The sequence below is a fragment of the Nonomuraea sp. NPDC003707 genome, assembly GCF_053587055.1.
In genome coordinates this window covers 122,653-148,659 of record NZ_JBSFNK010000031.1, presented here as the reverse complement: position 1 = coordinate 148,659, position 26,007 = coordinate 122,653, and the positions used below count along the sequence as shown (strand labels likewise).

Below are 26,007 nucleotides of genomic sequence, written 5' to 3'. Positions count from 1 at the left end.
TTACGTACGTCCGGCGGGATTCGAACCCGCACCGTCCGGTTCCTTAGACCGGTGCCTCTGCCATTGGGCTACGGACGTGCCGGTGCTGACGTGGACCGACAGGATCTCGAAACCTGAACTCCTGCTTGCAAGGCAGGTGTGATGCCTTTTCACCATCAGCCCAAAGAGAAAGGCCGCCCGGTGGATTGCCCGGCGGCCCCTGGAGAATCCTGACGGGGGATTACCCAGAAAGCCGCCCGGCCGGCGCGAGCGCGCCGCCGTACGCCGCGCCCCGGCGATAGTGGCGTTCGGCTGCGAATCGCATGGGAGGCCTTTCCTTTCGTTCTTCCGACGAACCTGACAGTAGCCGGTGCGCAGCGGCGCCTGCCATTGATTTATCGTGGGGTATGCGGATCGGAGAGCTCGCCGCGCTGCTCGGGGTGTCCACCCGGACGGTGCGCTACTACCACCAGCAAGGCATCCTGCCGGAGCCGCCGCGCCTGGCCAACGGCTACCGCGAGTACGGCATGCGCGACGCCATCGCCCTGGCCCGCGTGCGGCGCCTGGTGGAGCTCGGGCTGAGCCTGGAGGAGGCGCGCGACGTCATCGCGGACGACCGCTCCCGCGAGCTGTCCGACATCCTCGCCGAGATCGACGCGGACCTGGCCCGCCAGGAGCACGAGATCCAGCTGCGCCGCCGGCGGCTGGCCGAGGTGCTCAAGCAGGCCGAGGCCGGGTCGCTGGGCCCCGACGACACCTCATCGCCCGATCTGCTGGCGTTCCTGCGCACGGTGGAGCTCCCGGCCTCGAAGGCGGCGGCCTGGGACCGCGATCTGCTGGTGCTGATGGACAGCATGGCGACGAGTGGCGATCGGAAGCGGGCATTCGAGATGTTCGACGCGCTGGCCGCCGACCCCGAGACGACGGCGCGCGGCCACGACTTCTACCACAGGCTCGACGCGCTGGCCGACGCCTCGCCGGACGATCCCCGGGTGGGGCCGCTGGCGGAGTCGCTGGCCGACTACAGCGTGGTGCACCTGCTGGCCGGCTCCGGCCAGCCCGACTGGGACCCGGCGGCGGTCGAGCCGTTCCTCGACGGGCTCGCCCCCGCGCAGGCCGAGGTCGTACGGCAGGCGATGCGGATCATGGCGCGCCGGTGACGCGCGGGGCGACCCCGTCGAGCACCCAGTCGAGACCTTCGTCGAAGTCGGGCTGGACGTCGTCGCCCGTGACGACCCTGGCCACCGCCGGGTAGCGGCCGGTGGCCAGCATCCGGGTGAGGTACGGGCCGACGGTGCTCTGCCACTCCCGCTCGTCCAGGCCGCTGGCGCGCTCGGCCCGCCGCTCGGTGATCTCGAGGCGGACCGCGCCCATCACGTACGCGTTGACGGTGCCGACGACCCGCATCACCGTGGTGACCGGCACGTCCCCCAGCGCGGCCAGGGAGGTCTCCAGGTAAGCCAGCGCGTTGGGCCCCAGATTGGGCCGCCCGCCCAGCAGGTCGGCGAACCACTCGTGGCGCAGCGCCGCCTGCCTGGTGAGCCGGGCGAGATCCCGCAGCGCCGCCCGCCAGTCGCCGCCGGGCGGCTCTGACGGCACGATCTCGCCGTACACCTCGTCCACCATGAGGTCCAGCAGCTCTTGCTTGGTGGACAGGTAGCCGTACAGGCGCATGGGGCCCGCGTCGAGCGCGGCGGCGACCTTGCGCAGCGACACCGCGTCGAGCCCCTCGCGGTCGGCGAGGTCGATGGCCGCGCGCACGATCCGCTCCCTGCTCAGCGGGCTCGGCGTGGGCCTGCCCGGCGGCTCGGGCCGCTCCCAGACGAGCATGGGCTCACCTCCTTGAGGAATGAGAATACACCGTCTATCGTCGATACAGTGTATTGACCAATACACTGTATCGAAAGGATCGTCCCATGACCTCTCCCCGCATCGCCGTCGTCGGAGCCGGGCTCGGCGGCCTCACCCTGGCCCGCGTCCTGCAGGTCCACGGCCTGCCCGTCACCGTCTTCGAACGCGAGCCGTCACCCGATTCCCGCTCCCAAGGCGGCACCCTCGACATGCACGCGGGCTCCGGGCAGACCGCGCTGGCCAAGGCCGGGCTGCTCGACGAGTTCCGCGCGCTGGCCCGGCCGGAAGGGCAGGAGAAGCGGATCCACGACGAGCACGGGACCCTGCTCCACCACGAGCAGCCCGCCGACGGCGACGAGAGCATGCCGGAGATCGACCGGGGGCAGCTGCGCGGCCTGCTCATCGGCTCGCTCGCCGACGGCACCATCCGCTGGGGCCACGCCGTGGAGGGGGCCGCCGGGCGGAGCGTGCTCTTCCCTGACGGCTCCAGCGAGGAGTTCGACCTGGTCGTGGGCGCGGACGGGGCCTGGTCCCGGGTGCGTCCCGGCCTGTCGGAGGTGACGCCCGCCTACACCGGCGTCAGCTTCGTCGAGACCGGCTTCGAGGAGGCCCGCCACCCCGAGCTGGCGCGCATGGTCGGCAACGGCACCATGTCGGCCTACGGCCCCGACAAGGCCGTGCTCGCCCAGCGCAACAGCAACGGCCGGATCCGCGTCTACGCCGCCTACCGTGGTCCTCAGGACCGGCCGGTCTCCGAGGTGCTGTCGATGTTCGACGGCTGGGCGGAGAGCGTACGCGCGCTCCTGCTGGAGGCCGACGAGCCGTTCGAGTCCCGCCCGCTGTTCACGCTGCCTGTCGGCCACTCCTGGCCGCACACCCCGGGCCGCACGCTGCTGGGCGACGCCGCCCACCTGATGCCGCCGCTGGGCGTGGGCGCCAACCTCGCCATGCTCGACGGCGCCGAGCTGGCCGACGCCCTGGCCGCCGAGCCCGATGTGGACGCGGCGGTCCGCGCCTACGAGAGCGTCATGTTCCCCCGTGCGGCGCGCCTGGCCCGCTTCGCCACCGACGGCCTCGACGCCCTCTTCTCCCCGGAAGGCGTCAAGGGGGCCCTGCGTCTCTTCAGCGAGCTCACCGGCTGATCGCCGCCGTGGTCACGGCGGACGAGGCAGGGGTCCCGAAGGCCTGCCGGCCGCGGGCCAGGAGCTCCCGTACGGCCGGGCCGTGGCCGGTGCGCCAGACCAGCGCCAGCAGGGCGGGCGCCTCGACGTCGGCGATGGTGCGGGCGACGAGCCGGTCGCGGTGGCGGGCGGCCATGGAGTCGCTGAGGACGCCGACGGCGACGCCGCGGGCGGCGAGGTCGGCGATGGCGTCGGCGGCGCTGGCCTGCAGGGCGATCACGGGCCTGCGGCCCTGCGCGGCGCAGGCCCGGTCGAACACCGCGCGCAACCCCGTGCCGGGCGGCATGCACACGATCGGGTACGCCTCCAGATCGCGCAGGCCGACCTGGGGCAGCTCGGCCAGGGGGTGGCCGGGCGGGACGGTCACGACGAGGCGCTCGCTGATGATCGTGAGCGCCTCCAGCCCGTCGAGGGCGTCGGTGGCCGTGCCCACCAGGGCCAGGTCGATCGTGCCGGCGCGGACCCCGTCGATGAGGCGGTCCGAATTGTCCTCCAGCAGGGAGAGCTCCACGCCGGGATGCGCCCGGTGGAAGGCGGCGAGCGCGTCGAACAGCGGCGTGACCGTGCAGCCGATCACCATCCCGACCGTGAGCCGCCCCCGGATCAGGTCGGTCACCTCGCCCACCGCCTCGCCGACCGCCCCCGCCGCCGCGAGCGCGGCCCGGGCGTGCTCCAGAGCCGCCCGGCCCGCGACGGTCAGCGTCGCGGTGCGGCCCGAGCGGTCGAACAGCTCGGCGCCGAGCTCGCGCTCGAGCTGGCGGATCTGGGCGCTGACGCCGGACTGGCTGATGTGCACCCGCTCGGCGGCCCGGGTGAAGTTCTGCTCCTCGGCGACCGCGACGAAGTACTCCAGCTGCCTCAGTTCCATAACCGGAGATTCTAGCTTCCATCAGAACCATCTGTTGGACTTCTGGTGGGTGGCCGGGCAGGGTGGAAAACATGACGGAATACGAGAAGGCCATGCGGCCGGAGGACATCACCCGCCTGTTCGTCGAGCGGTCCAACGCCGGTGACGCGGCCGGAGTGGCGGCGCTGTACGAGGAGGACGCGGTGCTGGCCTACCCGCCGGGCAGCCAGACGGTGGGCCGGGAGGCGATCCGCGAGCTGTGGGAGAAGGTGCTGGCCGGACGGCCGCACTTCGAGCCCGAGCAGCCGCTGCCGACGCTGATCCACGGCGACATCGCGCTCACCTCCACCCCGCCGAGGGACGGGGCCGGAGCGCGGGCCCAGGTCGTACGCCGCCAGCTGGACGGGAGCTGGCTGCGCGTGATCGACCAGCCCGAGTTCGTCCCGCCCACCCGCTGACCCTGCCCTCAGAAAAGGGGTCGCCGGGCAGGGCGGGGGCCGACTACGGTCGCGTGGATGAGCGATGATCGTCTGCCCCTGCTGTGGCTCTGCGGCCCGTCGGGCGTCGGCAAGTCGACGGTCGGGTGGGAGGTGTTCACCCAGCTCAGCCGGAGCGGCGTCAGGACGGCGTTCGTCGACGGCGACCAGATCAGCATGTGCCACCCGCTCCCCGAGGGCGGCACGCACCCCGTACGGGCGCGCCACCTGGCGGCGATGTGGCCGAACTTCCGCCGGGAAGGCGCCCAGTGCGTGGTCCTGTCGGGCTTCGTCTTCACCGACGAAGAGGTCCGCCAGTACACCCGCCTGCTCCCGGACGCCGCGCTGACGCTGTGCCGGCTGCGGGTCGGCCAGGCCGAGCTCAAGGAGCGCTTCCTCGCCAGGGGCTGGCGTCCCGACCTGGTCGAGCAGGCCATCGCGGATGCGGAGGCCCTGGAGCGTACGGACTTCGCCGACGTGTGCGTGGACACCGACGGGCTCTCGATCGCGGAGGCGGCCAGGACGGTCCTCGCCCGGGCCGGGGGATGGCCGCTCGCGCGGGTGCCGGTGCTGTGGTTCTCCGGCGCGACCGCCGTCGGCAAGTCCACGGTCGCGTACGAGGTCTTCTCGCGCCTCATCAGGAGCGGCGTCCCGGCCGCCTACGTCGATCTCCAGCAGATCGGCGTGCTCCGTCCCGTCACCGACGACGCTCGGCGGCTCAGAGCGGGCAACCTCGCCGCCCTGTGGTCCGGCTACCGGGCCGCCGGAGCCCGCTGCCTGATCGTCTCCGGCGACGCCGGCCTCGACACCTACGCGGACTCCCTCCCCGGAGCCGCGCCGACGGTGTGCCGCCTGCACGCCGGCCCCGGCACGCTGGCCGAACGGGTGATGCTGCGCGGGCAGGGCGGAGGGCCGGCCATCCCCGGCGACGAGCTGAAGGGCCTGGATCCCGGCGCCCTGCGGCGGGCCGCCGAACGGGCGGCCCGTGAGGCCGAGGCCCTGGAGCGCGCCGGCGCGGGCGACCTCCGCCTCGACACCGACGGCCGGTCGGCGGCGGAACTCGCCGAAGAGGTGCTGGCCGCCTGGCCGGGCCGTCCCGCCGGCGCGTGAGTCGGCGTGGCGGCCGTCAGCCCGTGGACGCCGGGCTCAGAGCCGCTGCAGCCCGCTGAGCACCCGTTCCAGCAGGCCGGCCTCCGGCCGCCCGCCGGGCAGGCGCGGGTGGTACAGGTGCAGCAGCCCCTCGGCCGCCATGTCGGCGATCAGCACGCGGGCGACCCCGAGCGGGATCTGCAGCACCGCCGCCACCTCGGCCACCGACCGGACCTGCCGGCACAGGTCGCTGATGGCGGCGTACTCGGGCGTGATCAGGGCGAAGGTGTGCGGCGGCGCGTCGGCGGAGCACACCAGGGCCTCCATCGCCAGCTTGATGCGCGGCGCGGTGCGCCCGCCGGTGACGGCGTACGGCCGGACCGGCGAATCCGGGTCCTGCTCGTCGGGGTCGGGCGGCGGCCGCCAGCCGCCGCTCCAGGGCGGGTCGGTCATGTCCGCTCACCAGGACTGCCGGGCGCGAAGGGCCGGGGTGAGCACCTGTCCGGCCCGGTCGGCCAGGAGCGTCATCTGGTACGCCACCACGCCCATGTCGCAGTCGGGGGTGGCCAGCACGGCCAGGCAGGAGCCGTCGCTGATGGCCACGTTCAGCATGAGCCCGCGCTGCATCTCAATGGCAGTCTGGACGACCGGCCCGCCCTCGAACAGCGTGGCCGCGCCCTGCGTCAGGCTGGCCAGGCCCGAGGCGACGGCGGCCAGTTGCTCGGCGCGTTCGGGCGGGAAGCCGGCCGAGACGGCGAGTGGCAACCCGTCGGAGGAGACGACCGCCGCGTGGGCGACGCCGGGGACCGATCGGGCGAAGTCGGTGATCAGCCAGTCGAGATTGCTGTTGCGGGTCATGGGCCTTCCTCGCGGGTCGTGCTCCCTGCATCGAAGGGAGGGATGCTGCGCATGCAGATGTCGTCGCGGGCCGCTCGGAACCCCTGCTGGTAGCTGGCCATGCGGTCGCGGACCTGCTCGGGCGAGATCTGCGGGATGGGGGCGACGCCCTTGGGCACCGAGGGATTGTCGGCGCTGCCGGGCACCAGATTGGCCTTGGGCACGCGCTTGGGCAGGCCGGAGGCGGTGGTGCCGTCGTTGGCCGGGCTGGCGGCGGCCTCGGCCGCGCTCCACCCGGCGTCGGCCTGGGGCGAGCTCCAGGCGCCGTCGGAGGTGTCGTGGTTGAACCAGGCCGACGTCACCGCCGCGAAGATCGGCAGGTAGCCGTCGGGGTCGGGGACGGGCGCGACGCCCAGCCCCGTGCCGAGCGGGTCCACGGAGATCGCCCTGGCGGGGACGGCCCCGTCCGGGACCGGGCCGTTGGCGATCGGGCCGCTCGCGATTGGGCCCGGCGCCGTGCCACCGAACGCCGGGCTTCCCGGGACCGGGCCTGGGATCGGGCCACCGAAGGCCGGGCCGTCCGGGACCGGGCCTGGGGCCGCGCCGTCGAAGGACGGGCCTCCCGGGACCGGGCCCGGGCCGCCGCGCAGGAGGTCGAAGCGCGCCCTGGCCCCGGGCGTGTCGAACATCCCCGGCCAGATGGAGGCCGCCGACCAGTCCGCCGAGGACTTGTCGGGCCCGGGATCGGTGGCGAACGACGGCCAGTCGGCCGAACCTGTCCCCACGGCCGGCGAGTACGGCCGCGGGGACGGGACCACGGGCGGGGGAGGGGTGACCCAGGAGTCGGAGATGTCGAACGGCCGCCCGAAGGAGGCCGCCGGCGTCGGCTGGGCGGGCGGCTGCAGCAGCGCCTCCGGCAGGAACACCGTCGCGGTCAGCCCCTTGGAGTCGTTGAGGTGCAGCTGCACCCGGATGCCGTGGCGGTGGGCCAGCCGGGCGACCACGAACAGCCCCATGCGCCGCGAGACCGACACGTCCACCGTGGGCACGTTGGACAGGCGCGTGTTGGCCTGCGCCAGCTCGCCGGGGACCATGCCGATGCCGCTGTCGGAGATGGACAGCACGGCGCCGCCGCCCTCGATGGCGGCGGCCGTGACGACGACGGACGTGGTCTGGGGCGAGAACGACAGCGCGTTCTCCACCAGCTCGGCCAGCAGGTGGATGATGTCGTTGACCGCCTGCCCGGAGACGGCGCTGCGGGTGGCGACCCGGGGCGTGACCCGCTCGTAGTTCTCCACCTCCGACAGGCAGGCGCGTACGACGTCGGCCACGCTGACCGGCTTGTTCCAGCGCCTGGGAGGCTCCTGACCGGCCAGGAGCAGCAGGTTCTCGTTGTTGCGCCGCATGCGTGTGGCCAGGTGGTCGAGCGTGAACAGGCTGGCCAGCCGCTGCTCGTCCTGCTCGCCCCGCTCCAGCCCGTCGATGAGCTTGATCTGCCGCTGCACCAGGGTCTGGCTGCGCCTGGACAGGCTGACGAACATGGCGTTGACGTTGGCGCGCAGCCTGGACTCCTCGCCGGCCAGCCGGACGGCCTCGCGGTGGACCTCGTCGAAGGCCCGCGCGACCTCGCCGACCTCGTCCAGGGAGTCGACCCCGATGGGCGGGATGGCCACGGTGGTCTCGTCGCCGGCCTCGTGCAGCGAGCGCACGGTCCGGGGCAGGCGTACCCCGGCGATGTGCAGAGCCTCGGTGCGCAGTCGGCGCAGCGGCCTGACCAGCGACTGGGCCATGATGGCGGTGACCATCAGGACCGCGAGCAGCAGCAGGAGGCTGTAGGTGGCGGCCAGCAGCGCGTCGCGGCGCGCGGAGTCCTGCAGCGTGCGGCTCTGCACGTTGATCGACTCGCCGAGCCGCCGCTGGACGGTCCACATGCCGTCCACGGTGCCGCTGATCGCCTCGAACCAGCGCTCGGCGTCGTCCTCGCGGCCTGGGTCGAGATCGACCCGGCCGCCCTCGGTGACCTGGGCCAGCGCGCGCAGTCTGATCGCCTCGGCGCGGTCCACCAGCGTGCCGGTGACGGTGTCGTCGTAGGTCTGCAGCTGGTCCAGCGTGGCCACCGACCTGAACACGGCGATCTCGCTCTCCTGCTGGGCCCGTGCGGCCATGAAGCGTTCGAGCTCGCCGCTCTGGAAGCGGCCCGCCGAGGCCACCGCGGCGAGCAGGCCGCGCTGCTGCGAGGCGGCGTCGTGCGCCTTGGACAGGGCTGCCAGCGCGCGGACGCTGTTGCCCAGGGCCTCCTGGTCGCCGCCCTGGGCGATCTGGTCGTGGAACTGCTGGAAGGCGTTGATGATCTGGGAGTACTTGGTCAGCGCCGGCAGCGCGAGCAACTGGGTGGACTGCACGATGCCGCGGGTCGCGGGGATCTCCGGCAGGCGGCTGGTCATCTGCTGGGTGATGGTCCAGGCGCTCTCGCCGTGGTCGGGGGTGATCGCCTGGGCCTTCGCGCGTACGGCGGCGACCGCCTCGTCGACGGGGGCGAACTGCCGGCGCAGCGGCTCCGCGCGCGCGGCCGAACGGCCGGTGGCCACGTAGTAGACCGCGAGGTCGCGCTCGCGGGCGAGCTGGTGGGTCAGTTCGATGACGGTGTCACCGAGCTCGGCCTTCTCCAGCACGCGCTGGTACTGGCCCGCCGCGGCCCACGAGGTGATCACCTGCTGGGCTCCGAGCACGACGCCCACCCCGGTGGGGATGAGGATCAGGGCGACGAGACGCGCCCGCACCCGCCAGTCACGCAGTCGCAGCCTGCGCTTCTGCCTCCTGCGGACGTGCGCTAATCGGGGGCGAGGGCGGCGCGCGGTCGGTTGCTTCGTCACTGGCTCCCCACTCTGTCGCCTGAACGCACGCCGGCATGCGAGGCGCGTGATGTGCGCCATGAGACGAAGAGCAATTTGAGCACACACCGACGAGGTAGGCCAACCTTACAAAGACCATGACTTCCATTGGAATGGCCGATTGACCTGGAATCCCTCCTATCTGCCCAAGGTTGCCAGAAATAGGACACTTTTGGACAACCCGTAATGTTCCACCGAGTCATGACTCATGACATTTCATGGCAATTGCCGCAGATCCTGCTGTACGATCACCGGCGGCCTTTCGGATGCGTGGACTCGCCAAGGAGAAACCCTCAATGGAATCCGGTTCTGCTTTTCGCGCGTTCCTGGCGTTCCTGGCCGCCGTCGCCCTCGCCGGGTGCGGCGGCGGCAGCACCCCCGCGGCGAACCCGGGCGCGCCGGGAGACCTGGAGAAGACCACGCTGACCATCGGCGTCAGCCCCACTCCCTCCTCGGCTCCGGTGTTCATCGCCGATCGCAAGGGCTTCTTCAAGGCCGAGGGCCTGACCGTCAAGACGGAGATCATCCAGGCCCCGCAGCAGGTCATGCCGAAGATCCTCAACGGCGGCATCGACATATTCAAGGGCAGCTACGTCTCCCTCATCAACATCCAGGGCAGCGGCGCCGCCAAATTGAAGATCCTTTCAGACACTTTGCAGGGCGCGCCCGGCATCGCCGGCGTCGTGGTACGCAAGGACTCCCCGCTGCAGACCCCCAAAGACCTCAAAGGCAAGACGATCGCGGTCAACTCCCTGAACAACCTGGGCACCATGTCCATGAGCGCCCATTTGAAGGCGTATGAAGTAACGCCGAAACAGGTGAAGTTCGTCGCCATCGATTTCCAGGCACAGCTGGGCGCGCTGACGAGCGAGAAGGTGGACGCGGCCTGGATGGTGGAGCCGTTCCTGTCGGCGGCCCAGCAGGCCGGCGCCCGGCTGCTGCTCGACACCAACACCGGCCCGACCGACGCGCTGCCGATCGACGGCTGGGCCGGCACGGCGGAGTGGGTGAGCAAGCACCCGAAGACCACCGCCGCCTTCCAGCGCGCGGTCGCCAAGGCCCAGCGCCTGGCCGCCACCAACCGCGCCGAGCTGGCCGAGGTCGTCCCGCTCTACACGCAGACGCCCAAGCAGGCGGTGATGACCATGGCGATGGGCACCTTCCCGACCTCGCTGAACCCCAAGCGGATCCAGCGGGTGGCCGACCTGATGTACGAGTTCGGCTACCTGAAGTCCAAGGTGGACGTGGCCTCCATGGTCGTCCCCGAGCCCGTTCCGCAACCCGGTTAGCCGCGCCGGCCGACCCCTCGGCGATCAGCTCGCGGCGGCCCCAGCCGGGCGCGGTGCCCGCGAACTGCCTGCATCCCGGGCCGATGGGGTCAGGGCCACGCCTGAAGCTCCTCGCCGTGTGGGTCGTCCACCAGGCTCCATTCGGCGTCGATGCGCATGGTGGCCCGGCGGCCGGTGTCGTAGCGGTCCCAGCCGGGGTCGCCGGTCGTGGCGAAGGAGACCCAGGCGGCATGCATGCGGGCGGCCGGCTCCGCGGGCGGTTCGTCCGGCCCGAGCAGGGCCTCGGGGCCGCGCAGCCGGGGCAGCCCGGTGACGTCGAAGACGAACGGCAGCTCCACGGCGTGGGTGGCACCCAGTTCGCCGCCCAGAGCGTTCGAGCGCCACGCGAAGGAGTAGCGGTAAGTGGCGGCGTCCGCGCGTCCCGCGTGCGCGTCGGCCAGGCGCCGGCTCCCCATGCCGAACAGGGCGTCGCCCATGATGGCCGAGCGCAGTTCCCCGAAGGACGCCTCCGGCCTGGTCTTGCGGTAGGCCTCGACGAGGCGGGCCGGATCCGGGTGCGAGCGGGCCGCGGCAGCGTCCACGTCCGCCGCGGTCGAAGTGGACAGGCTCCCGAACGGTGCCAGGTAGAGGTTGCCTTCCTCCGTGTTGGTGCCCACCAGCAGGTCCACGCCCGCGCCGCGGCCCGCGGCGACCGCCTCGGCCGGTTGCCGGTCGAGCACGACGCTGAATGCGCTGAGCCCGATGAGCGGGTCCGTGTGGGTCTCGGTCCGCAGGTCGATGCCCGACAGTTCGGATACGACCTCGACGAGCCGTTGGTCGGGGACGCCGGCGAAGGCGGCGGCGTGCGGCTCGATCCCCAGGGCGCGGGCCGCGGCGCGGGTCACGCGGGCGGCCTGCTCGGACGTGAAGGCGCCCAGTCCGCTGCCGCTCTGCACGATCGCGCGCCGGAACAGCCCTTCGGCCTGCGGCGCGGCCAGCACCCCGCCCACGATCGTGGCGCCCGCGGACTGACCGAACAGCGTGACGCGGCCGGGGTCGCCGCCGAACGCGGCGATGTTCTCCCGCACCCAGCGCAGGGCGGCGATCACGTCGAGCAGGCCCCGGTTGGCGGGCGCCCCGGGCAGGTCGAGGAAACCCGCGACGCCCAGCCGGTAGTTCAGCGTCACCAGGACGACCCCGTCGCGGGCGAAGGCGGCGCCGTCGTAGATCTCGGACCGCGTGGATCCCGCCACGAACCCGCCGCCGTGCACGAACACCATCACGGGCAGCCGCGCGCCGCCGGCTTCCGGCGTCCACACGTTGACGGTCAGGAAGTCCTCGCCGGGGATCCAGCCCGGCCCGAAGTACGGGGTCATGTCCACGCTGCCGAGCCTGCGTTCGGCTTGCGGCGCGGTCGGACCCGGCGTGGTGGCGTCCCGCACGCCGTCCCAAGGGGCGTGCGGCCTCGGGGCGGCGAATCGGGTGGCGCCCGCCGGTGGAGCGGCGTAGGGGATGTTCAGGAAGACGCTCGTCCCGTCGCGGCGCAGGCCCCGTACGGCGCCCTGCGCGGTGACGGAGGTGTCTCGCGTACGGTGGTTCATCGAGCGTCCTCCAGGCTCTCGGCGTGTGGTGCGAACGGCGCCCAGCCCTTGATGGCGAACCCGCTCCCTTCGCGGCGCACCTCGGCGGCCCCCTGCCCGCCCAGGTGTGCGGGGACGACCAGGGCGTTGCGGTCGGCGGCCCAGCCGAGCACCTTGCGGCGGGTGGCGCGGGCCGCGGCCGGGTCCTCGCAGAAGCAGCTGTTCGCGTCGGGCTCCACGAGCTGCACGGGGCTGTGCAGCAGGTCGCCGACGAACACCGCGCGGTCCGCACCCGATTCGAGGACGACCACGGAGGACCCGGGGGTGTGGCCGGGCGCGGACTCCAGGCGCAGGTTGGCGTCGATCGTGTACGAGTCCTCCCACAGCGTGGTCAGGCCCGCCTCGTGGACGGGGGCGACGCTGTCCTCGAACACGTTCTGGTTGCCCCGGCCGAGCAGCGGCTCGTGCTCGTTCGCCGGGTTCCAGAAGTCGAAGTCGGTCTTGGGCATGAGGTACGTGGCGTTGGGGAAGGTCGGCACCCAGGCGCGGTCGTCCAGGTAGGTGTTCCAGCCGACGTGGTCCACGTGGAGGTGGGTGTTCACCACGAGGTCGACGTCCTCGGGCCGTACGCCGGCGCGGGCCAGGTTGTCCAGGAAGCCGGTGTCGAGGCGGCTCCACACGGGCGCGTAGGGCCGCTCCTTGTGGTTGCCGACCCCGGTGTCGATGAGGATGTTCCGGCCCTCGCTACGCAGCAGCCAGGTCTGGATCGCGGCGTTGACGATCCGCGTCTCAGGGTCCACGAAGTGCGGCTCCAGCCAGGAGGCGTGCTCCTCCCAGGCGCGTGGCGAGCTTTCCGGGAAGAACGCCTCGGGCGTCATCGCGACGGGTCCGTAGAACTCCCACACCCGAGTAACCGTGACGTCACCCAGGGTGATCTTATCGGTGATCATGAGTATTCCTTGATCGATGAGTGGTGGTGAACGCGGTGGAAGCCGCCGCCCGTCCATCGTGCGCCGCCGCCCCGGTCGAGCGGTATGCGACAGGTGACTGCATCTGCCGTCCGGCACCCGTTGCTACGGTGACAAGGAGGCGGTACGGACCTGCGACGACGCTGCGTCACGGCCGACGGGCACAGGCGTTTTCCGGAGGGAGGCCCATGGACGAGCGGGTGCCGCGCGACCCGATCATCGGGCGGGACTCCGAGATCGAGCGGCTCTCCGCCCTCGTGGCCGACGGGTCCGGCGGACACGTCCTGCTCCTGTCCGGAGCCGAGGGGACGGGCAAGAGCACCCTGCTGGAGGAAGCGGTCCGCCGCGCCGAGGCGGCAGGCCACCGGGTGCTGCGCGCGACCGGCCACGGATCCGAGAGAGACCTGGCCTTCGCGGGACTCCACCAGCTCCTGCGGCCGGTGCTGCACGAGGCGGCCGACTTGCCGGACAGGCAGCGCCTGGCGCTGCTGGGGGCTTTCGGCTTCGTGCCCGACGCCCCCGACCCACTGCTGACAGGCGTCGCGGTCCTGACCCTCCTGTCCCAGGTGGCCGAGCGGGCGCCCCTCCTGGTCGTGCTCGACGACGCCCAGTGGATCGACTCCGCCTCCGCCGCCGTCCTCGCCTTCGTCGCCCGGCGGCTGGACGCCGACCCGATTGCCGTGCTGGTCGCCGCACGCGACGGCGATCCCGGCCTCGACCGGGATTTCCCGACGCTCACGCTGGGCCCGCTCGACGACGTGGCGTCCCGGCGGCTGCTCGACCTGCACTCGCCCGGCCTGACGGGAAGGATCAGGAAACGCGTCCTCGACCAGGCCGCGGGCAATCCGCTGGCCCTGCTCGAGCTGGCCGAACACGCTCGTCCCGACCGCGACGATCACGGTCCGCCGCCGGTCGGCGAGCGCCTGGAGGACATCTACGCCGCCCGGCTGACAGAGCTGCCGGAAGCCGGCCGGCGCGCCCTGCTGCTGCTGGCCGCCGCCGATGTGGAGGACCCCCCGGACGCCGTCCTGGCGCTGCTGCCCGACGCCGACGACAAAGCCTGGCCCGCCATCGAAGAGTCCGGGCTGATCCGCCGGGCGGGCCGGCACCCACGGTTCCGCCACCCGCTGACCCGCTCCGCGGTCTACCACGCCGCGCCGTTCGACGCCCGGGTGGCGGCCCACCGCGCGCTGGCCGACGCCCTGCGCGACGAACCGGACCGCCGTGCCTGGCATCTCGCCGCCGCGACCCTCCGCCCGGACGCCGACGTGTCGGCGGCCCTGGAGCACACGGCCGGTAGGGCACGTCGGCGAGGTGGCTACGCGGCGGCGGCCAAGGCGCTGGCCCGCGCGGCGGAGCTGCGTCCCGGACGCGACGACGGTGCCCGGCTGCTCGCGGACGCGGCCGGCCTGGCCGTCTTCACCGGGGACCTGTCCTGGGTGCGGGAACTGGCCGATCGGGCCCGCGACCGTACCGACGACCCGGCCGTGCTCGCCGCGGCCTCCCTGCACGTCGGCCGGCTGGCCGCGCTGACCAGGCAGCACGCCACCGCTTTCGCCGGCCTGGCCGCGATCGCCGACGACCTGGCCGCCACGCGTCCGGACACCGCGCTGGATGCGCTCGCCACCGCCGCCGTGCTGCGCTTCTACTCCGGCGAGGAGTCCCAACGGCGGGAGATCGACCGGATCCTGCCCCGCCTGCCCGCCGGACCGCTGCGGGACTGGGTGCGGATCGTGTCGGACCCGTTCGGCGGCGGGCGCGAGCTCGTGCCCCGGCTGCCGGACCTGATCGCCGCGGCCGGGGACCGCCCGGAACGGCGGACCGCACTCGCCGTCGCGGCCTGGGTGCTGGATGAGCTGCCGCTGGCCGTCCGTACGTTCGAGGAGGCCGTACAGTCGTGGCGCGCTGCGGGACCGCTACCCGACGGGCTGGGCGGCGTCGCCGCGCTCGCCTACTTCGAGTACGGCCACTGGGAACAGGCCCGGGCGGTGTGCGCGGAACTCGCCGAGCTGTCCGTCGCGGCCGGGCTCGCCCACGCCGTCGCGTGCGCGCGCGCCATCGACGCGATGGTCCAGGCCTCCCACGGAGACGCCGCGGGTGCCCGCGCACTCGCCGAGGAGGCGCTGCGCCTGGTGAACCCGTTGGAGAGCCGGTCGGTTGCCATCTACGCGCGCCGCGCCCTGGCCGTCGCCGCCCTGGCCGAGGGCGATTACGAGGCGGCCTACGAGCACGCGCGGATGGTGTTCGACGCCGACGGCGACCCCGTCCACTACCACGCCTCCTACCCGGCGCTGCCGGAGCTCGCCGCGTCTGCCGCGCGCGGCGGGCACCACGCCGAAGCCGTCGAGATCGTCGAGCGCTCGGCCCGCGCTCTCGCGCGCGGAGGCTCGCCCCGCCTGCGGGCCCTGGTCCACCGCAGCCGCGCGCTGCTCGCCGAGCCCGGCCACGCCGAGCCCGACTTCCTGGTCGCCCTGGCCGACCCGGCGCTGGAACGCTGGCCCTTCGAGCGCGCGCAGGCGCTGCTGGAGTACGCCGAATGGCTGCGCCGCCGACGCCGGATCGCCGAGGCGCGGCCGTACCTCAGCACCGCGTACGACATCTTCCGCCGCCTCGGCGCACGCCCGTGGACGGAACGCGCGCAGGCCGAGCTGCGGGCGGCCGGTCTGGACGTCGACACCCCGGACCCCGACGCCTTCGCCGGACTCTCCCCGCAACAGCAGCAGATCGTCCGGCTCGCCGCCCGCGGGCTGACCAACCGGGAGATCGGCGAACGCCTCTTCCTGTCGCCGCGCACCGTCGGCTCCCACCTCTACCGCACCTTTCCCAAGCTGGGCGTCACCGCCCGCTCGCAGCTGCGCGACGTGCTGGAGACGGGGACCCGCACGACCGACTAACGTGCCGGGCACCCGACGCGGGCCCCGCCAAGAGCCCTCGCGAGCTCGGTCGTCGCCTCGTCCAGGCGTTCCAGGTGAAACAGTTCGCGGTGCGCCGCGGAGGTGCGGTCGCCGCCCCACCGGCGCTCGGCGGCGAGCCGCGCCAGCGTGCGGCGGCCGTCGTGACAGGGGATCGCGGGCCACCCGCCCGCCTCCACCAGGGCGATCGTCCGGTCAAGCGTGGCCCGGATGCGCTCGACGGCGCGCACCTCGCACCCCGCTCCGCCCCGCTGAACCGCTGGTTCGGCGGTCACGGCGGCGAGGCTGCGGGCGTGATAGGCACACGACTCCAGCAGCGCGAGCAGACGGCGGGCATGGGCACGCCGGGCGCGGCGCGGGTTCAGCGGGTGGGTCAGCGGACGAAGCGAACCGCGCAGCTCCTCGATGGCCCCGTCCAGCTCACGGATGTCGAACAGCGCGCCCCCTTCCCCTACGCGCGTCCGCCGGAGGACCCGCAACACCTCGAGCAACCGCGCCGCGCCGGCCCGGCACGCGGTGGTGGGCAGCACGAGCGTCCCCATGAGCACCCCGCACAGCGCCCCGAGGACGGTCTCCTGGAGGCGCAGCGAGAGGAGCTCGGCCGAGAAGGTGCCGAGCAGGACGAACGTCATGGCGATCAGGCAGGTGACGAAGAAGGTGACCGCCCAGTACGCACGCGGCGGGGTGCGGAAGATCCCGTAGACACAGACCAGCGACACACAGAGCGCCGGCAGGACGCCGCCCCCGCCCACGGCGGCGAGCGCCGGCCCGCACACCACGCCCAGGACGGTGCCCAGCAGCCGCTGGAAGCCCTGGACCAGGATCTCCTGGGAGCTCTCGGTGTTGACGAAGACGACCCACGCGGTGAGCACGGCCCAGTACCAGCGCTCGGAGGACAGCAGCTCCCCGAGCACGACGGCGATCGCCCCTGCCGCGGCGGCCTGGAAGGCCTGCCGCGTCGTGACCCGCCTCAGCCCGCGAGGGCTGGTACGAGGTGGCTGCCCGCCGTCTCCCAGCCGGTACGGGGCGCCGTCGACCAGCCCGAGTCCGGCCACGGCCCGCGTCAGCTCGCCGATCGCGTGACGCACGTCGAGGAAGGGGTCAGGAGCGCCCCCGAGCTGCCGGTCGACCCGGTCGTGGTCCGTGTCACGAGGGCGCATGAGATGGCCGTGGACAACCTGCAGCTCCGCGAGCAGATGCTCCCGGGCGCGTGAGCACGCCGGCCCGGCCGAGGCGGAACGGACGATCAGCACCGCCAGCCGCTGCGCGGCCACCTCGGCCTGCGCGACCCGCCTCAGCATCCGGTTCGCGGAGGACTCCCACGACTGCGCGGCCACGTCCTGGTCCAGGAGGTCCGCGATCAGCAGCGCGTCACGGTGCAGCCGGGCGACCCGGCGTTCCAGCGACCGCGCAAGGCGGGCATCGTCCCGTCCCGCCCGCACCACCTCGATCGCTCCGAGCACGACGTGTCCCAGGTGCGTGTGGAAGGCCCGCCTCAGCCGTCGCAGCGTCCTCGCGGGTCCCGTCCGCAGCAGGCCGAAGCGCACCAGTGCATGGGCGGCGAAGCCCACGCCCACGGCGGCGTACAAGCCGGGCAGATCACTCACCCGCGCGTCCAGGAACTGGGTCAGGAAATACGCCATGAAGGCGAAGATCCCAAGCGCCTGGCCCCGCGGCCCGTACCGGCGGATGTACACCGCCCAGAAGATCAGCACAACGAAGACGCCCTCGGCCATCACGGGAAAGGGCGCCAGCGCACCGCCCGCGGGCAGCACGGCGAACACCAGGGGAACGGCCGCGACGACCACGAAGACCTGATCGCGCGCGGAGCCGTCGCCGATGGCCAGCGCAGCGGTGAAGGGGGCGAAGCAGCCGGCGACGAGGAACGGGGCGGGCATGTCCAGGAAGGCCAGGACCGCCAGGGCGAGCGCGATGCCCGCGACGGCCGCGAGCGCGGTCGTCGAACGCATGAGCCCGGGGTCGCGGACCGCGAGGCGATCCCACGCACGCCGGAGTTGAATGCCCATCGGTTTCCTCGAGGTTGTCCGGTTCTCCGGGCCATCATGCGGACGTGCGGCCCTGCCGGGGTATCGGACGCATGACTGCACTTCAGCCCGGCTGCCGCGTAGCCTGATGAATATAATGATCACCATGGGCCGTGCGGCGGGCGAGGACAGGACGGCGCCTCACAGCCGGTCCCCGAAGACGCATCAGCCGGACGACATGGAGTTCCGCCTGCTGGGGCCGGTCGGGCTCGGCACGCGCTCGAAAGCAGTGAGGTGCCCGAGACGCCGCAGGCGATCCGACGGCAGCACTGAGCTTTCAACCCCTCCACTCGACCAGACTGCGGCGCGCGGGACAGGCGGCTCACTGGACGCTCCAGGCCTCCTTGCGCGGCGGATAGGTGAAGGTCTGCGTCTCGGCCCAGTCTTCCCCGACGACGCGGTAGTCGTGCGCGGCTTCGCTGGCGGTGTGGCGGCGGCCGATGTCGACCGTGTCGGCAGTCGACCAGACACCGTTGACCTGGTGCTGCACGGTGTAGAGAAACTCGTTGAAGCCCGAGGTGGACACGCACGTGTTGACGATGGTGAGCGAGCGTCGCCCCGTCGTCAGATGCGGCGGGAGGGTGACGATCTGGTTTCGCCACTTGTAGATGCCGTCCTCGAGCAGCGGTCGCCATTCCGCGGCCGGGGCCCCGTTGACGGTGATGGTGGCATGTTGCAGACCGACGCCCGCATCCAGCCGGCGGATCAGCCGTACGCCCGTATTGGCCGGGTCGACGGTCACGGTGAACCGGCTCCACCCTCCACGAGGGAACGCACGACCGTCGTCGCTGACGATGTGGGCGGGATTGACGATGTGGTCGGGCACCTCTTCGGAGGCGCCGCGTTGCGGCGTCGCCCGCTGGGCGATGACGACGCTCAGGATCACCGCGGCTGCCAGCACGGTGACCGCTGTGAGCAGGGCGGCTCGGCGCCGACGCCGGCCGGTGGCACGGGTCGTCCCCGTGGTGCCCGGTTCGGTCATGGCCTGGGCGGCGATCTCCGTGGACCCGGGGGGCAGCTGATGGACACGCACCCGCTCCCACGCTCGTTCCCACGCCGAGAGCTGATGGTCGGGGACGCGGCAGCCCCGGAGGAACGCCACCATCACCGCCTTCTTGGGGAAGCGCCGACCGGCCAGCATGTCGGCGCAGGTAGAGCGTGGCAGCCGCGTTCCGCCCGCCCTGTCCGCCCGCGTCTGAAGCTCCCGAAGTGACACGTCGGCCCGCGCGAACTGCTCGGCCAGCAGTTTCACCAGGTCCTCGTGAGACGTCACCGACTCCGGCCCGCCCTCGGGCCGAGGATCTTGGTCGCCTTGAGGGGCCTCGCTCATCGTTCCCAGACCCTGTCCTCTCCTGACCGGGCCGTTCGGCCTCGCCTGCTGCGACAGACAGTGTACGGGCGATTGCTCAGCGTGTCCGAGCCTGGCCGAGTCTGGCCGAGTTCCTGTTGGACACCCGCCGGGGTGGGTTTCGCTGTCGTGCGCCACGAGAGCACGCCCGAACACAGGAGACCACCATGCGCGCATGTCGCGGACTCGCCGGGATGCTCACCTCCGCCGCCATGGCTGCCGGCGCCGCCCGGCGTCCACCGCGGGTGGACGCCGGGCCACACGAAGGAGTACGCGTGAAGCGCACGATCAGGATGTCGGGTCACCGGACTGCCGATGCCCGGCAGCCATGAGCCGCTCGACCACCTCGCGCAACTGGGCGGCGGTCACCGCCGCGAGATCATCCCCCGGCGCCGGAGCGCATCCAGCGGCGCAGTCCACGAGCTGCGGCCCGTCTCCGACGCCACCACGAACGAATACGGCCAGCCCGGGATCATGATGTGCTGGTCCTTGCCGCTCTGGGCAGGGGTGCCGTGCTCACCGCCCGCCGCGTCTCCATGTCCCGCGAACGGTCCAACCTTCACCCAGTTCGACGAACCGGCCGATGAGAAAGGTCGAAGATCAAGCGGGACCGTGTTTCATAAGGCGTGGCGCAGCCGGTAGAGCGCGGGGAGGACAGCCCGTGCGCCGCGGCCCACCCGCCCGGGGACGACAGCCGTTGAAGAGCGATCTCAGCCACGGACGGGCGCGGCGAGGCTGCCCAGCAGTTTCAGCGCCTGCTCCGAAGGGCTGCCCGGCTGGGCGAGCAAAGTGATGAGCTGTAGGCCGTCGGAGCCGTTCACCGAGAAGACCTCGCAGGTCAGCTCCAGCTTCCCGACCTCCCGGTGGCACATGCGCTTGACCTCGGCCACCTTGGGCGAGACGTCGTGGCGGGCCCACAGCCTCCGGAAGTCGGAGCTCTTGACGGACAACTCTCCCACGAGCTCGGTCAGGCGGGGGTCGTCGAGCTGCGACCCGGCGACGAGGCGCAGGTGAGCGACCTTGGAACGGGCCGACTTCTCCCACTCGGGATAGAACTCGCGGGCCGCGGGATCCAGGAAGATCATGCGGAGCAGGTTGTCGCGGTCCTCGAACCCGCCGTACAGGGCGTCGGCGAGGGAGTTCGCGGCGAGGATGTTCATGAGGTCGTCGCAGATCAGCGCGGGCGTGACGGGCCAGTCGCCGATCAGCGTGCGCAGCGCAGGGCTGACCCGCCGGGCCGGCGACCGCCGGGGCTGGAGCATGGGATGGGCCAGTGCGTGCATGTGGGCCGTGGCCTCGAGAGTCAGCCCGAACACCTGGGCGAGGGCTCCGAGCACGCGCTCGGACGGGTGGCGCTCCCTGCCCTGTTCGAGGCGGATGTAGTAATCCGTGCTGACGTGGGCCAGCATTGCCACTTCCTCGCGCCGCAACCCCGGGGTCCGGCGCGGGCCCACGTCGAGGAGCCCCGCCTGCGCGGGAGTCATGACCTCTCTCCGCGCGCGCAGGAACTCCCCCAACAACTTGGTGCTGTCCATTTAAGTACGATATGTCGGGATTTGAGTGCCAGGGTGGGCGTGTCACTACCAGGCTGAGACGGCATCGCCGCATCCGTCGGCATTCATCCAGGTATGCGAATTTCCTGGGTGTCACGCGCCCACCCTCCTCAGCATCGTCCCGCCTTACCGTCGCAGTGACGGAAAGGAAACGATGACCGTGATTCCTCGCCCCCAGTCCATCCGAGCGCGCTGCACCGTGGCCGCGTCGCTGCTCGCCCTGGTCGCGCTGGCCGTGGTGGGCGTCACCTCCTCGCTGGCCATCCGCTACCGCATCCAGGACGACGCCTTCAACCGGGTCGAACAGGTCGCCAGCCGGTGGAGTGCGGCGGCCCGCGCCGGCACGATCCCCAAGGTGATACCCACCTCGGGCGACCTGGCTCTCATTCAGCTGGTCGACGCGCGCGGCCGGGTCCTCGCCGCCAGCCACTCCGCCCTCGCGCGCTCGGCGCTGAGCACGCTGCGACCACCCGTCGACGACCGCGTCCAGCGGCGGAGCGATGGGTGCCGCCTCCTGGTGGCCATCCGGATCACCACGGCGGCCGGCGCCCAGGTCCTGCTGGCGGAGCGCCGGGAGCCGGCCCTGCTGCGCGGCCACAACCTGGAGTACGCGCTCACGGCGGCGGCCCTCGTCCTCCTCGCGATCGTCTCCTGGACCTCCTGGAGAACGGTGGGCCGCACGCTGCGGCCGGTCGAGGCGATCCGCGCGCGCCTGGCCGAGATCACCGTCAGCGACCTCAGCCTGAGCATCCCCGTGCCGCCGGGCGACGACGAGGTCGCCATGCTCGTCCGTACCGCCAACCAGACCCTGGACCGGCTCGACGAGGCGGTGGCGCAACAGCGCAGGTTCGCCTCCACCACGTCGCACGAGCTCAGGAACCCGATCGCCGGCCTGCGGGCGCAACTGGAGGAGGCGCTGCTCCACCCCGGCGAGATTGATCCGCACAAGACCATCCGCTCGGCCCTGTCGGTCACCGACCGGCTCGACGCCATCGTCGGCGATCTGCTGGCGCTCGCGCGGCTCGGGGCCGGCGACCCGGCGCCGCCCGAGCTCATCGACCTCGGGCGGCTGGTGAGCCAGGAGGCGCCGCGCGCGGGCCGCGTGCCCGTACGCGTCCACACAGCCTCGGACGTCTGGGTCCGCGGGTCCCACATCCAGCTCGCCCGGCTGCTCGCCAACCTGGTGAGCAACGCGATCCGGCACGCCGGCAGCGCCGTGGGCGTCTTCGTGGCAGCCTCGGACGGCGAGGCCGTGGTGACGGTGGTGGACGACGGCGCCGGCATCGCGCCCGCCGACCGCGAGCGGGTCTTCGAGCGGTTCACCCGCCTCGACGACGCCCGCCACCGCGACGCCGGCGGCAGCGGGCTTGGCCTGGCCATCTCCCGCGACATCGCCCAGAGCCACGGTGGGACGCTCAAGGTCGAGGATGCGCCGCGCGGCACCAGCTTCGTCCTGCGGCTCCCGCTTCTCGACCCCCCTCCGGTCGATCAGACGGAACGCGTGAGCGCTGTCGCCTAGCAGTCGCCCGGGCCGTACAGGCGCTCGATCGCCTCGACCTGCCGGGCGGCGAACCAGGCCCGATCGCGCGCGCCCTGCGACAGCCCGCCGGGCCGCTCGCCGTCGTGCCTGGCGTACTCCTCGGCCCACAGCCCCGTCTTCACCCTGCTCAGCAGGTTGCCCATGCCGGGCCGCCGCCGCAGCCGGCGCAGCGCGCCCACGTCCAGCTCGGCGGCGGCCACCAGCGACTCGCCCGCGCCCGCCTGGGCGAGCACGCGTCCCTGGTGGTCGAGGACCTCCGAGCCGCCGTTGGTGGAGTCGCCGGGAATCGGGATGCCCCTCAGGCCGCCGCTGTTGGCCGAGACCACGTAGGCCAGGTTCTCGGCGGCCCTGGCGCGGCGGGCGATCGCCTTCGGGGTCAGCGCCGGCGAGGAGGCCTCGGAGGTGGGGTGGCAGAAGACCTCGGCCCCGCGCAGGGCCAGCGCGCGGGCCAGCTCGGGCATGAGGATCTCCTCCGAGGCCAGCACCGCCAGGTTGCCGATCTCGGTGCGGGCCACCGGCAGCACCCCGTCGATGCCGTAGACCTCCAGGTAGCGCTCCCACACGTCGTACGGGCTCGGCGTGAACATCGAGTGCAGCCTGCGGTAGCGCAGGACCGGCGCACCCTGCGGAGAGAGGATCACCGACGCCTGGAAGTACAGCTCGGGGAAGTGCTCGTCGCGCTCATAGGCGTTCACGCACAGGTAGACCCCGTGCCGGGCGGCAATCCCGGCCAGCGCCTCGTACTCCGGGCCGCCGGGGTCGAGCGCGGCCTTGTCGCGCCACTCGGCGAAGCTCTCGCGCATCGGGAAGCCGGTCAGCACGTACTCGGGCAGCACCACCAGGCGCAGGTCGCGGCCGAGCCAGGCCTTGCTGCCGCCGACCTGCTCGCCGATCCGCTCGATGGCAGCGCGGATGGCGGCCCTCGGGTCGGCGGCGGCGTTGACGGCCCTGGTCTCCATCTGGAGCGCCAGGGCCGTGTACGCGGTCACGAGCGCCCGTTGGCCGCGCACCAGCCAGACCAGGTGGTGGCGCCCTTGCCAAGCTGCTTGTTGTAGAAGGAGCTCCAGGAGTTCTCGCTGGCCCCCGGCGCGGTGGGGGCGGCCGTGAAGAGCGGGTGGTTCGCCTCGACCTCGGCGCGCAGCCACGGCTCGATCTCGGCGTAGGAGCTCAGGGACCAGCTGCGGGCGTGGTAGGTGAGCTGGCCGCGTACGTCGCTCTCGGCCAGGCACATGAACGGCGCCCACGGGCTCGTCCGCGCCCAGCTGATCTTCGTCTCCATGGCCCCATTGGGGACGGTGCCTGGAACGGTCCTGGCGGCCGCCTCGCGCTCGTCCACGGAGAAGTCGAACATCTCCTGGGCCGCGTACACGCCGCCCACCAGGCCGAACCGCTCGCCGAGCGCGGTGCCGAAGTCGGAGCGTACGGGGATGTCACTGGTCCACACGTTCTCATCATGCAACCGGCGCACCGGCGGGCCCACGTAGGCGGAGGTGATGTTGAACGGGCCGAAGTTCACCGCGTCGTTGTTGATGGGGATGACCGGATAGGTCTTCTGGTCGATCGGGTTCTTCCATTCCCGCAGGACCCGCGTGGGATCGGCGGGGTCGGTGTAGAAGACGATCTCACGGGAGAGCTGGTAGAGCTGCGTCGTGTCCGGCACCCGGTACAGGCGCCTGATGTTGTAGCCCTCGATGTTGAACAGCTTCTGGCCGTGCCGCATCGCCGGGTCCAGGCTGTTGCCCTCGACGTTGGCGTACACGCTGCCGGAGATCCGGAAGACCATGTCCTTGCCGTCGGGACGGCCGAAAGTCTGGAGCGAGAGCAGGCCGCTCCGATCGGTGACCGTCTTGTAGACCGGTCCCGGAGCTGTCGGGTCGGCGGGCTTGTCGTCGGCCGCGGCGCCCGGAGCGGTCACGCTCAGGAAGAGGGCGGCAAGGGCTAAAGACCGGAGGATATTGCGCTTGACCATGGGTCATCTCCGAACACTTAGGCGGGTGAGCGAGCCCAATGTGATCATGTCGCGCTCGGCGCTGTCCATCAGGCCCAGAAAACTGCAATGGACTCCAAATTTGAAGTAGACTCCAGGTATGGTGGAGGGGCTTCGGGAGCGGAAGAAGCGGCAGACCCGGCAACGCATCATCGGCGTGGCCATCGGCCTGTTCGTGGAGCGCGGCTTCGAGCACGTCACGATCGCCGAGGTCGCGGCGGCCGCCGAGGTGTCGGTGAACACCGTCTACAACTACTTCCCGGCCAAGGAGGACCTCGTCCTGCCGCCGGAGGAGGCCTCGCCGCACCGGCTGGCCGACATCGTGCGGGAGCGCCCGCCCGGTCAGTCGGCGGCCGGGGCGGTGCTGGCGCGGCTGCGTGCGGAGGTGCGCGGGCGCGAGCGCCAGGTGGGGCTGACGGAGGGGTTCGGGCGGGTGCTGGAGATGATGCGGGCCGCGCCCACGCTGGCCGCCCGGCTGGACGACCTCGGCCGCCGGATGACCGACGAGCTGGCCGTCGTGCTGGCCGAGGAGACCGGGGCGGCCGAGGGTGATCCGCTGCCGCGCGTGGCGGCCTGGCACATCGGGTGCCTGCACGCGCTGGTCTACGCCGAGATCGGCCGGCGGACGGTCGCGGGCGAGCCGCCCGACGCCATCGCCGCCGCCGTGCTGGAGCTGATGGATGTCGCAGAAGGGCTGCTGGGCGAGCGTGTCCTGGCCTATGCCGTACGAAAGGGATGACCGTGTTCAGGGTGACGATCAGGGGCAAGTTCAAGGGGCTCGACGACGCCGGGCGGGCCGCCGTGCTGGCCGCGAGCGGCGCGGCGTACACCGAGGCCGGGACCTTCACCCATGACGCGGGCGTCACGGCCTTCACCTTCCGCTGCCAGGTGCCCGCCCGGCCCGACGACGGCGAGGACGAGGCGGCACTGGGGGCGATGGAGGCGCTGGAGGCGCACGGGCATCCGTACGAGATCCTGCAGCTCGCGGTGACCGACATGCGTGACATCAAGGTGCGGCGTCGCCGCTGATCCCACATATGGGATATATTCTCTTATATGAGACGGATGGAGGAGGTCGAGGTCCGGCTCGCCGGGCGGCTCGCGGAGCTGCGCGTCGAGCGGGGCTGGTCGCTGGAGGAGCTGGCGAGCCACTCGGGGATCAGCCGCTCGACGCTGTCGCGGCTGGAACGGGGCGAGATCAGCCCGACCGCCGCGCTGCTGGGCAGGCTGTGCGCCGTCTACGGGCGTACGATGTCGCGGCTGCTGGCCGAGGTGGAGGCCGAGCCGCCGCAGCTCGTACGGGCGGGGGCGCAGGCGGTGTTCCGGGATGAGGAGTCCGGGTTCGTCCGGCGTTCGGTGTCGCCGCCCCACCCGGGGATGCGGGGCGAGGTCGTGGAGGGCAGGCTGCGGCCGGGGGCGGACATCTCGTACGACGCGTCGCCGGTGCCCGGGCTGGAGCAGCACATCTGGGTGCTGGAGGGGGCCGTGGAGATCACCGCCAACGGTCACACGCACACCGTGGAGACGGGCGACTGCCTGCGCTTCCGCCTGTGGGGGCCGTCCCGCTTCCGCTGCCCCGGCCCCGACCCGGTCCGGTACGCCGTCCTGATCGTCCTCCCATGACCCACAGCCCTTCGTCCCCTGGAAGACCCCGG

General features: G+C 72.3%; 23 protein-coding genes and 2 tRNA genes. 10 read left to right on the top strand and 15 right to left on the bottom strand.

Going from position 1 to position 26,007, the window contains the following annotated elements:
* Positions 1 to 5: 5 nt before the first annotated feature.
* Positions 6 to 78 (bottom strand) — tRNA-Leu (locus tag ACWDRB_RS50305).
* A gap of 13 nt (positions 79 to 91) precedes the next feature.
* A tRNA-Ala gene (locus ACWDRB_RS50300) sits at positions 92 to 162 on the bottom strand.
* A 224-nt stretch (positions 163 to 386) separates the two neighbouring features.
* On the opposite strand from ACWDRB_RS50300, the gene ACWDRB_RS50295 reads away from it, so the two are divergent.
* Positions 387 to 1,139 carry a MerR family transcriptional regulator gene (locus ACWDRB_RS50295; protein WP_449907027.1) on the top strand — a complete coding sequence of 251 codons (753 nt, stop codon included), beginning with the start codon at positions 387 to 389 and terminating at the stop codon, positions 1,137 to 1,139.
* Here the strand turns inward: ACWDRB_RS50295 and ACWDRB_RS50290 are convergent.
* Positions 1,123 to 1,809 carry a TetR/AcrR family transcriptional regulator gene (locus ACWDRB_RS50290; RefSeq protein ID WP_449907024.1) on the bottom strand — a complete coding sequence of 229 codons (687 nt, stop codon included), beginning with the start codon at positions 1,807 to 1,809 and terminating at the stop codon, positions 1,123 to 1,125. The two genes, ACWDRB_RS50295 and ACWDRB_RS50290, sit on opposite strands and share 17 nt — an antisense overlap.
* An 86-nt stretch (positions 1,810 to 1,895) precedes the next feature.
* On the opposite strand from ACWDRB_RS50290, the gene ACWDRB_RS50285 reads away from it, so the two are divergent.
* A complete protein-coding gene (locus ACWDRB_RS50285; protein ID WP_363973716.1) occupies positions 1,896 to 2,972 on the top strand; it encodes an FAD-dependent oxidoreductase in 1,077 nt (358 codons plus the stop codon).
* On the opposite strand, the gene ACWDRB_RS50280 is transcribed toward ACWDRB_RS50285, so the two are convergent.
* Positions 2,962 to 3,879 carry a LysR family transcriptional regulator gene (locus ACWDRB_RS50280; protein WP_350730601.1) on the bottom strand — a complete coding sequence of 306 codons (918 nt, stop codon included), beginning with the start codon at positions 3,877 to 3,879 and terminating at the stop codon, positions 2,962 to 2,964. The two genes, ACWDRB_RS50285 and ACWDRB_RS50280, sit on opposite strands and share 11 nt — an antisense overlap.
* Before the next feature lie 71 nt (positions 3,880 to 3,950).
* On the opposite strand from ACWDRB_RS50280, the gene ACWDRB_RS50275 reads away from it, so the two are divergent.
* Positions 3,951 to 4,316, top strand: coding sequence for a YybH family protein (locus tag ACWDRB_RS50275; RefSeq protein ID WP_449907020.1), 366 nt, complete (start codon positions 3,951 to 3,953; stop codon positions 4,314 to 4,316).
* A gap of 57 nt (positions 4,317 to 4,373) precedes the next feature.
* Complete coding sequence (locus tag ACWDRB_RS50270) at positions 4,374 to 5,444, top strand: adenylyl-sulfate kinase (RefSeq protein ID WP_449907018.1); 1,071 nt, start codon at positions 4,374 to 4,376, stop codon at positions 5,442 to 5,444.
* Between the two features lie 36 nt (positions 5,445 to 5,480).
* Here ACWDRB_RS50270 and ACWDRB_RS50265 read toward each other — a convergent pair whose 3' ends face one another.
* The 3 genes from ACWDRB_RS50265 to ACWDRB_RS50255 are packed head-to-tail and all read right to left on the bottom strand — an operon-like array spanning position 5,481 to position 9,133.
* Positions 5,481 to 5,876: a DUF742 domain-containing protein gene (locus ACWDRB_RS50265; RefSeq protein ID WP_449907015.1), complete on the bottom strand. Its 396-nt coding sequence runs from the start codon at positions 5,874 to 5,876 to the stop codon at positions 5,481 to 5,483.
* Between the two features lie 6 nt (positions 5,877 to 5,882).
* A complete protein-coding gene (locus ACWDRB_RS50260; protein WP_363973731.1) occupies positions 5,883 to 6,281 on the bottom strand; it encodes a roadblock/LC7 domain-containing protein in 399 nt (132 codons plus the stop codon).
* Positions 6,278 to 9,133, bottom strand: a complete 2,856-nt coding sequence (locus ACWDRB_RS50255) for a sensor histidine kinase (protein ID WP_449907010.1) — start codon at positions 9,131 to 9,133, stop codon at positions 6,278 to 6,280. The genes ACWDRB_RS50260 and ACWDRB_RS50255 overlap by 4 nt, the downstream gene beginning before the upstream one ends.
* Before the next feature lie 314 nt (positions 9,134 to 9,447).
* On the opposite strand from ACWDRB_RS50255, the gene ACWDRB_RS50250 reads away from it, so the two are divergent.
* Positions 9,448 to 10,440: an ABC transporter substrate-binding protein gene (locus ACWDRB_RS50250; protein WP_449907006.1), complete on the top strand. Its 993-nt coding sequence runs from the start codon at positions 9,448 to 9,450 to the stop codon at positions 10,438 to 10,440.
* A gap of 89 nt (positions 10,441 to 10,529) precedes the next feature.
* On the opposite strand, the gene ACWDRB_RS50245 is transcribed toward ACWDRB_RS50250, so the two are convergent.
* Positions 10,530 to 12,020, bottom strand: a complete 1,491-nt coding sequence (locus ACWDRB_RS50245) for a carboxylesterase/lipase family protein (protein ID WP_449907003.1) — start codon at positions 12,018 to 12,020, stop codon at positions 10,530 to 10,532.
* Positions 12,017 to 12,949, bottom strand: coding sequence for an MBL fold metallo-hydrolase (locus ACWDRB_RS50240; protein WP_449907000.1), 933 nt, complete (start codon positions 12,947 to 12,949; stop codon positions 12,017 to 12,019). Before ACWDRB_RS50240 ends, ACWDRB_RS50245 begins: the two co-directional genes overlap by 4 nt.
* A 206-nt stretch (positions 12,950 to 13,155) precedes the next feature.
* Here ACWDRB_RS50240 and ACWDRB_RS50235 point away from each other — a divergent pair, with 206 nt between their 5' ends.
* Complete coding sequence (locus tag ACWDRB_RS50235) at positions 13,156 to 15,861, top strand: helix-turn-helix transcriptional regulator (RefSeq protein ID WP_449906997.1); 2,706 nt, start codon at positions 13,156 to 13,158, stop codon at positions 15,859 to 15,861.
* On the opposite strand, the gene ACWDRB_RS50230 is transcribed toward ACWDRB_RS50235, so the two are convergent.
* The 4 genes from ACWDRB_RS50230 to ACWDRB_RS50215 form a co-directional block, all read right to left on the bottom strand.
* Complete coding sequence (locus ACWDRB_RS50230) at positions 15,858 to 17,906, bottom strand: FUSC family protein (protein WP_449906994.1); 2,049 nt, start codon at positions 17,904 to 17,906, stop codon at positions 15,858 to 15,860. The genes ACWDRB_RS50235 and ACWDRB_RS50230 overlap by 4 nt on opposite strands.
* Positions 17,907 to 18,246: 340 nt before the next feature.
* Positions 18,247 to 19,176: a hypothetical protein gene (locus ACWDRB_RS50225; protein ID WP_449906991.1), complete on the bottom strand. Its 930-nt coding sequence runs from the start codon at positions 19,174 to 19,176 to the stop codon at positions 18,247 to 18,249.
* A gap of 461 nt (positions 19,177 to 19,637) precedes the next feature.
* Positions 19,638 to 19,835, bottom strand: coding sequence for a hypothetical protein (locus ACWDRB_RS50220; protein WP_449906988.1), 198 nt, complete (start codon positions 19,833 to 19,835; stop codon positions 19,638 to 19,640).
* Between the two features lie 147 nt (positions 19,836 to 19,982).
* Positions 19,983 to 20,807, bottom strand: coding sequence for a helix-turn-helix transcriptional regulator (locus ACWDRB_RS50215; protein WP_449906986.1), 825 nt, complete (start codon positions 20,805 to 20,807; stop codon positions 19,983 to 19,985).
* 172 nt (positions 20,808 to 20,979) lie between these two features.
* Here ACWDRB_RS50215 and ACWDRB_RS50210 point away from each other — a divergent pair, with 172 nt between their 5' ends.
* On the top strand, positions 20,980 to 22,344 hold the full coding sequence (locus tag ACWDRB_RS50210) for a sensor histidine kinase (protein WP_449906983.1): 1,365 nt from the start codon (positions 20,980 to 20,982) through the stop codon (positions 22,342 to 22,344).
* Here ACWDRB_RS50210 and ACWDRB_RS50205 read toward each other — a convergent pair.
* Both ACWDRB_RS50205 and ACWDRB_RS50200 read right to left on the bottom strand, forming a co-directional pair.
* Entirely contained in the window at positions 22,341 to 23,354 is a 1,014-nt protein-coding gene (locus ACWDRB_RS50205) for a nitrilase-related carbon-nitrogen hydrolase (RefSeq protein WP_449906981.1), read from the bottom strand. The two genes, ACWDRB_RS50210 and ACWDRB_RS50205, sit on opposite strands and share 4 nt — an antisense overlap.
* On the bottom strand, positions 23,351 to 24,334 hold the full coding sequence (locus ACWDRB_RS50200; protein ID WP_449906978.1) for a DUF1838 family protein: 984 nt from the start codon (positions 24,332 to 24,334) through the stop codon (positions 23,351 to 23,353). Before ACWDRB_RS50200 ends, ACWDRB_RS50205 begins: the two co-directional genes overlap by 4 nt.
* Before the next feature lie 118 nt (positions 24,335 to 24,452).
* Between ACWDRB_RS50200 and ACWDRB_RS50195 the strand changes: the two genes are divergently transcribed.
* From ACWDRB_RS50195 to ACWDRB_RS50185, 3 genes are read left to right on the top strand one after another with little or no spacing between them, the layout of a single operon-like run.
* Complete coding sequence (locus ACWDRB_RS50195; protein WP_357737543.1) at positions 24,453 to 25,091, top strand: TetR/AcrR family transcriptional regulator; 639 nt, start codon at positions 24,453 to 24,455, stop codon at positions 25,089 to 25,091.
* Positions 25,088 to 25,381, top strand: coding sequence for a DUF6204 family protein (locus ACWDRB_RS50190; protein WP_449906974.1), 294 nt, complete (start codon positions 25,088 to 25,090; stop codon positions 25,379 to 25,381). Before ACWDRB_RS50195 ends, ACWDRB_RS50190 begins: the two co-directional genes overlap by 4 nt.
* 27 nt (positions 25,382 to 25,408) lie before the next feature.
* The gene (locus ACWDRB_RS50185) at positions 25,409 to 25,975 is read left to right on the top strand and encodes a helix-turn-helix domain-containing protein (RefSeq protein WP_449906971.1); all 567 of its coding nucleotides are present in this window, start codon (positions 25,409 to 25,411) and stop codon (positions 25,973 to 25,975) included.
* Positions 25,976 to 26,007: the final 32 nt, after the last annotated feature.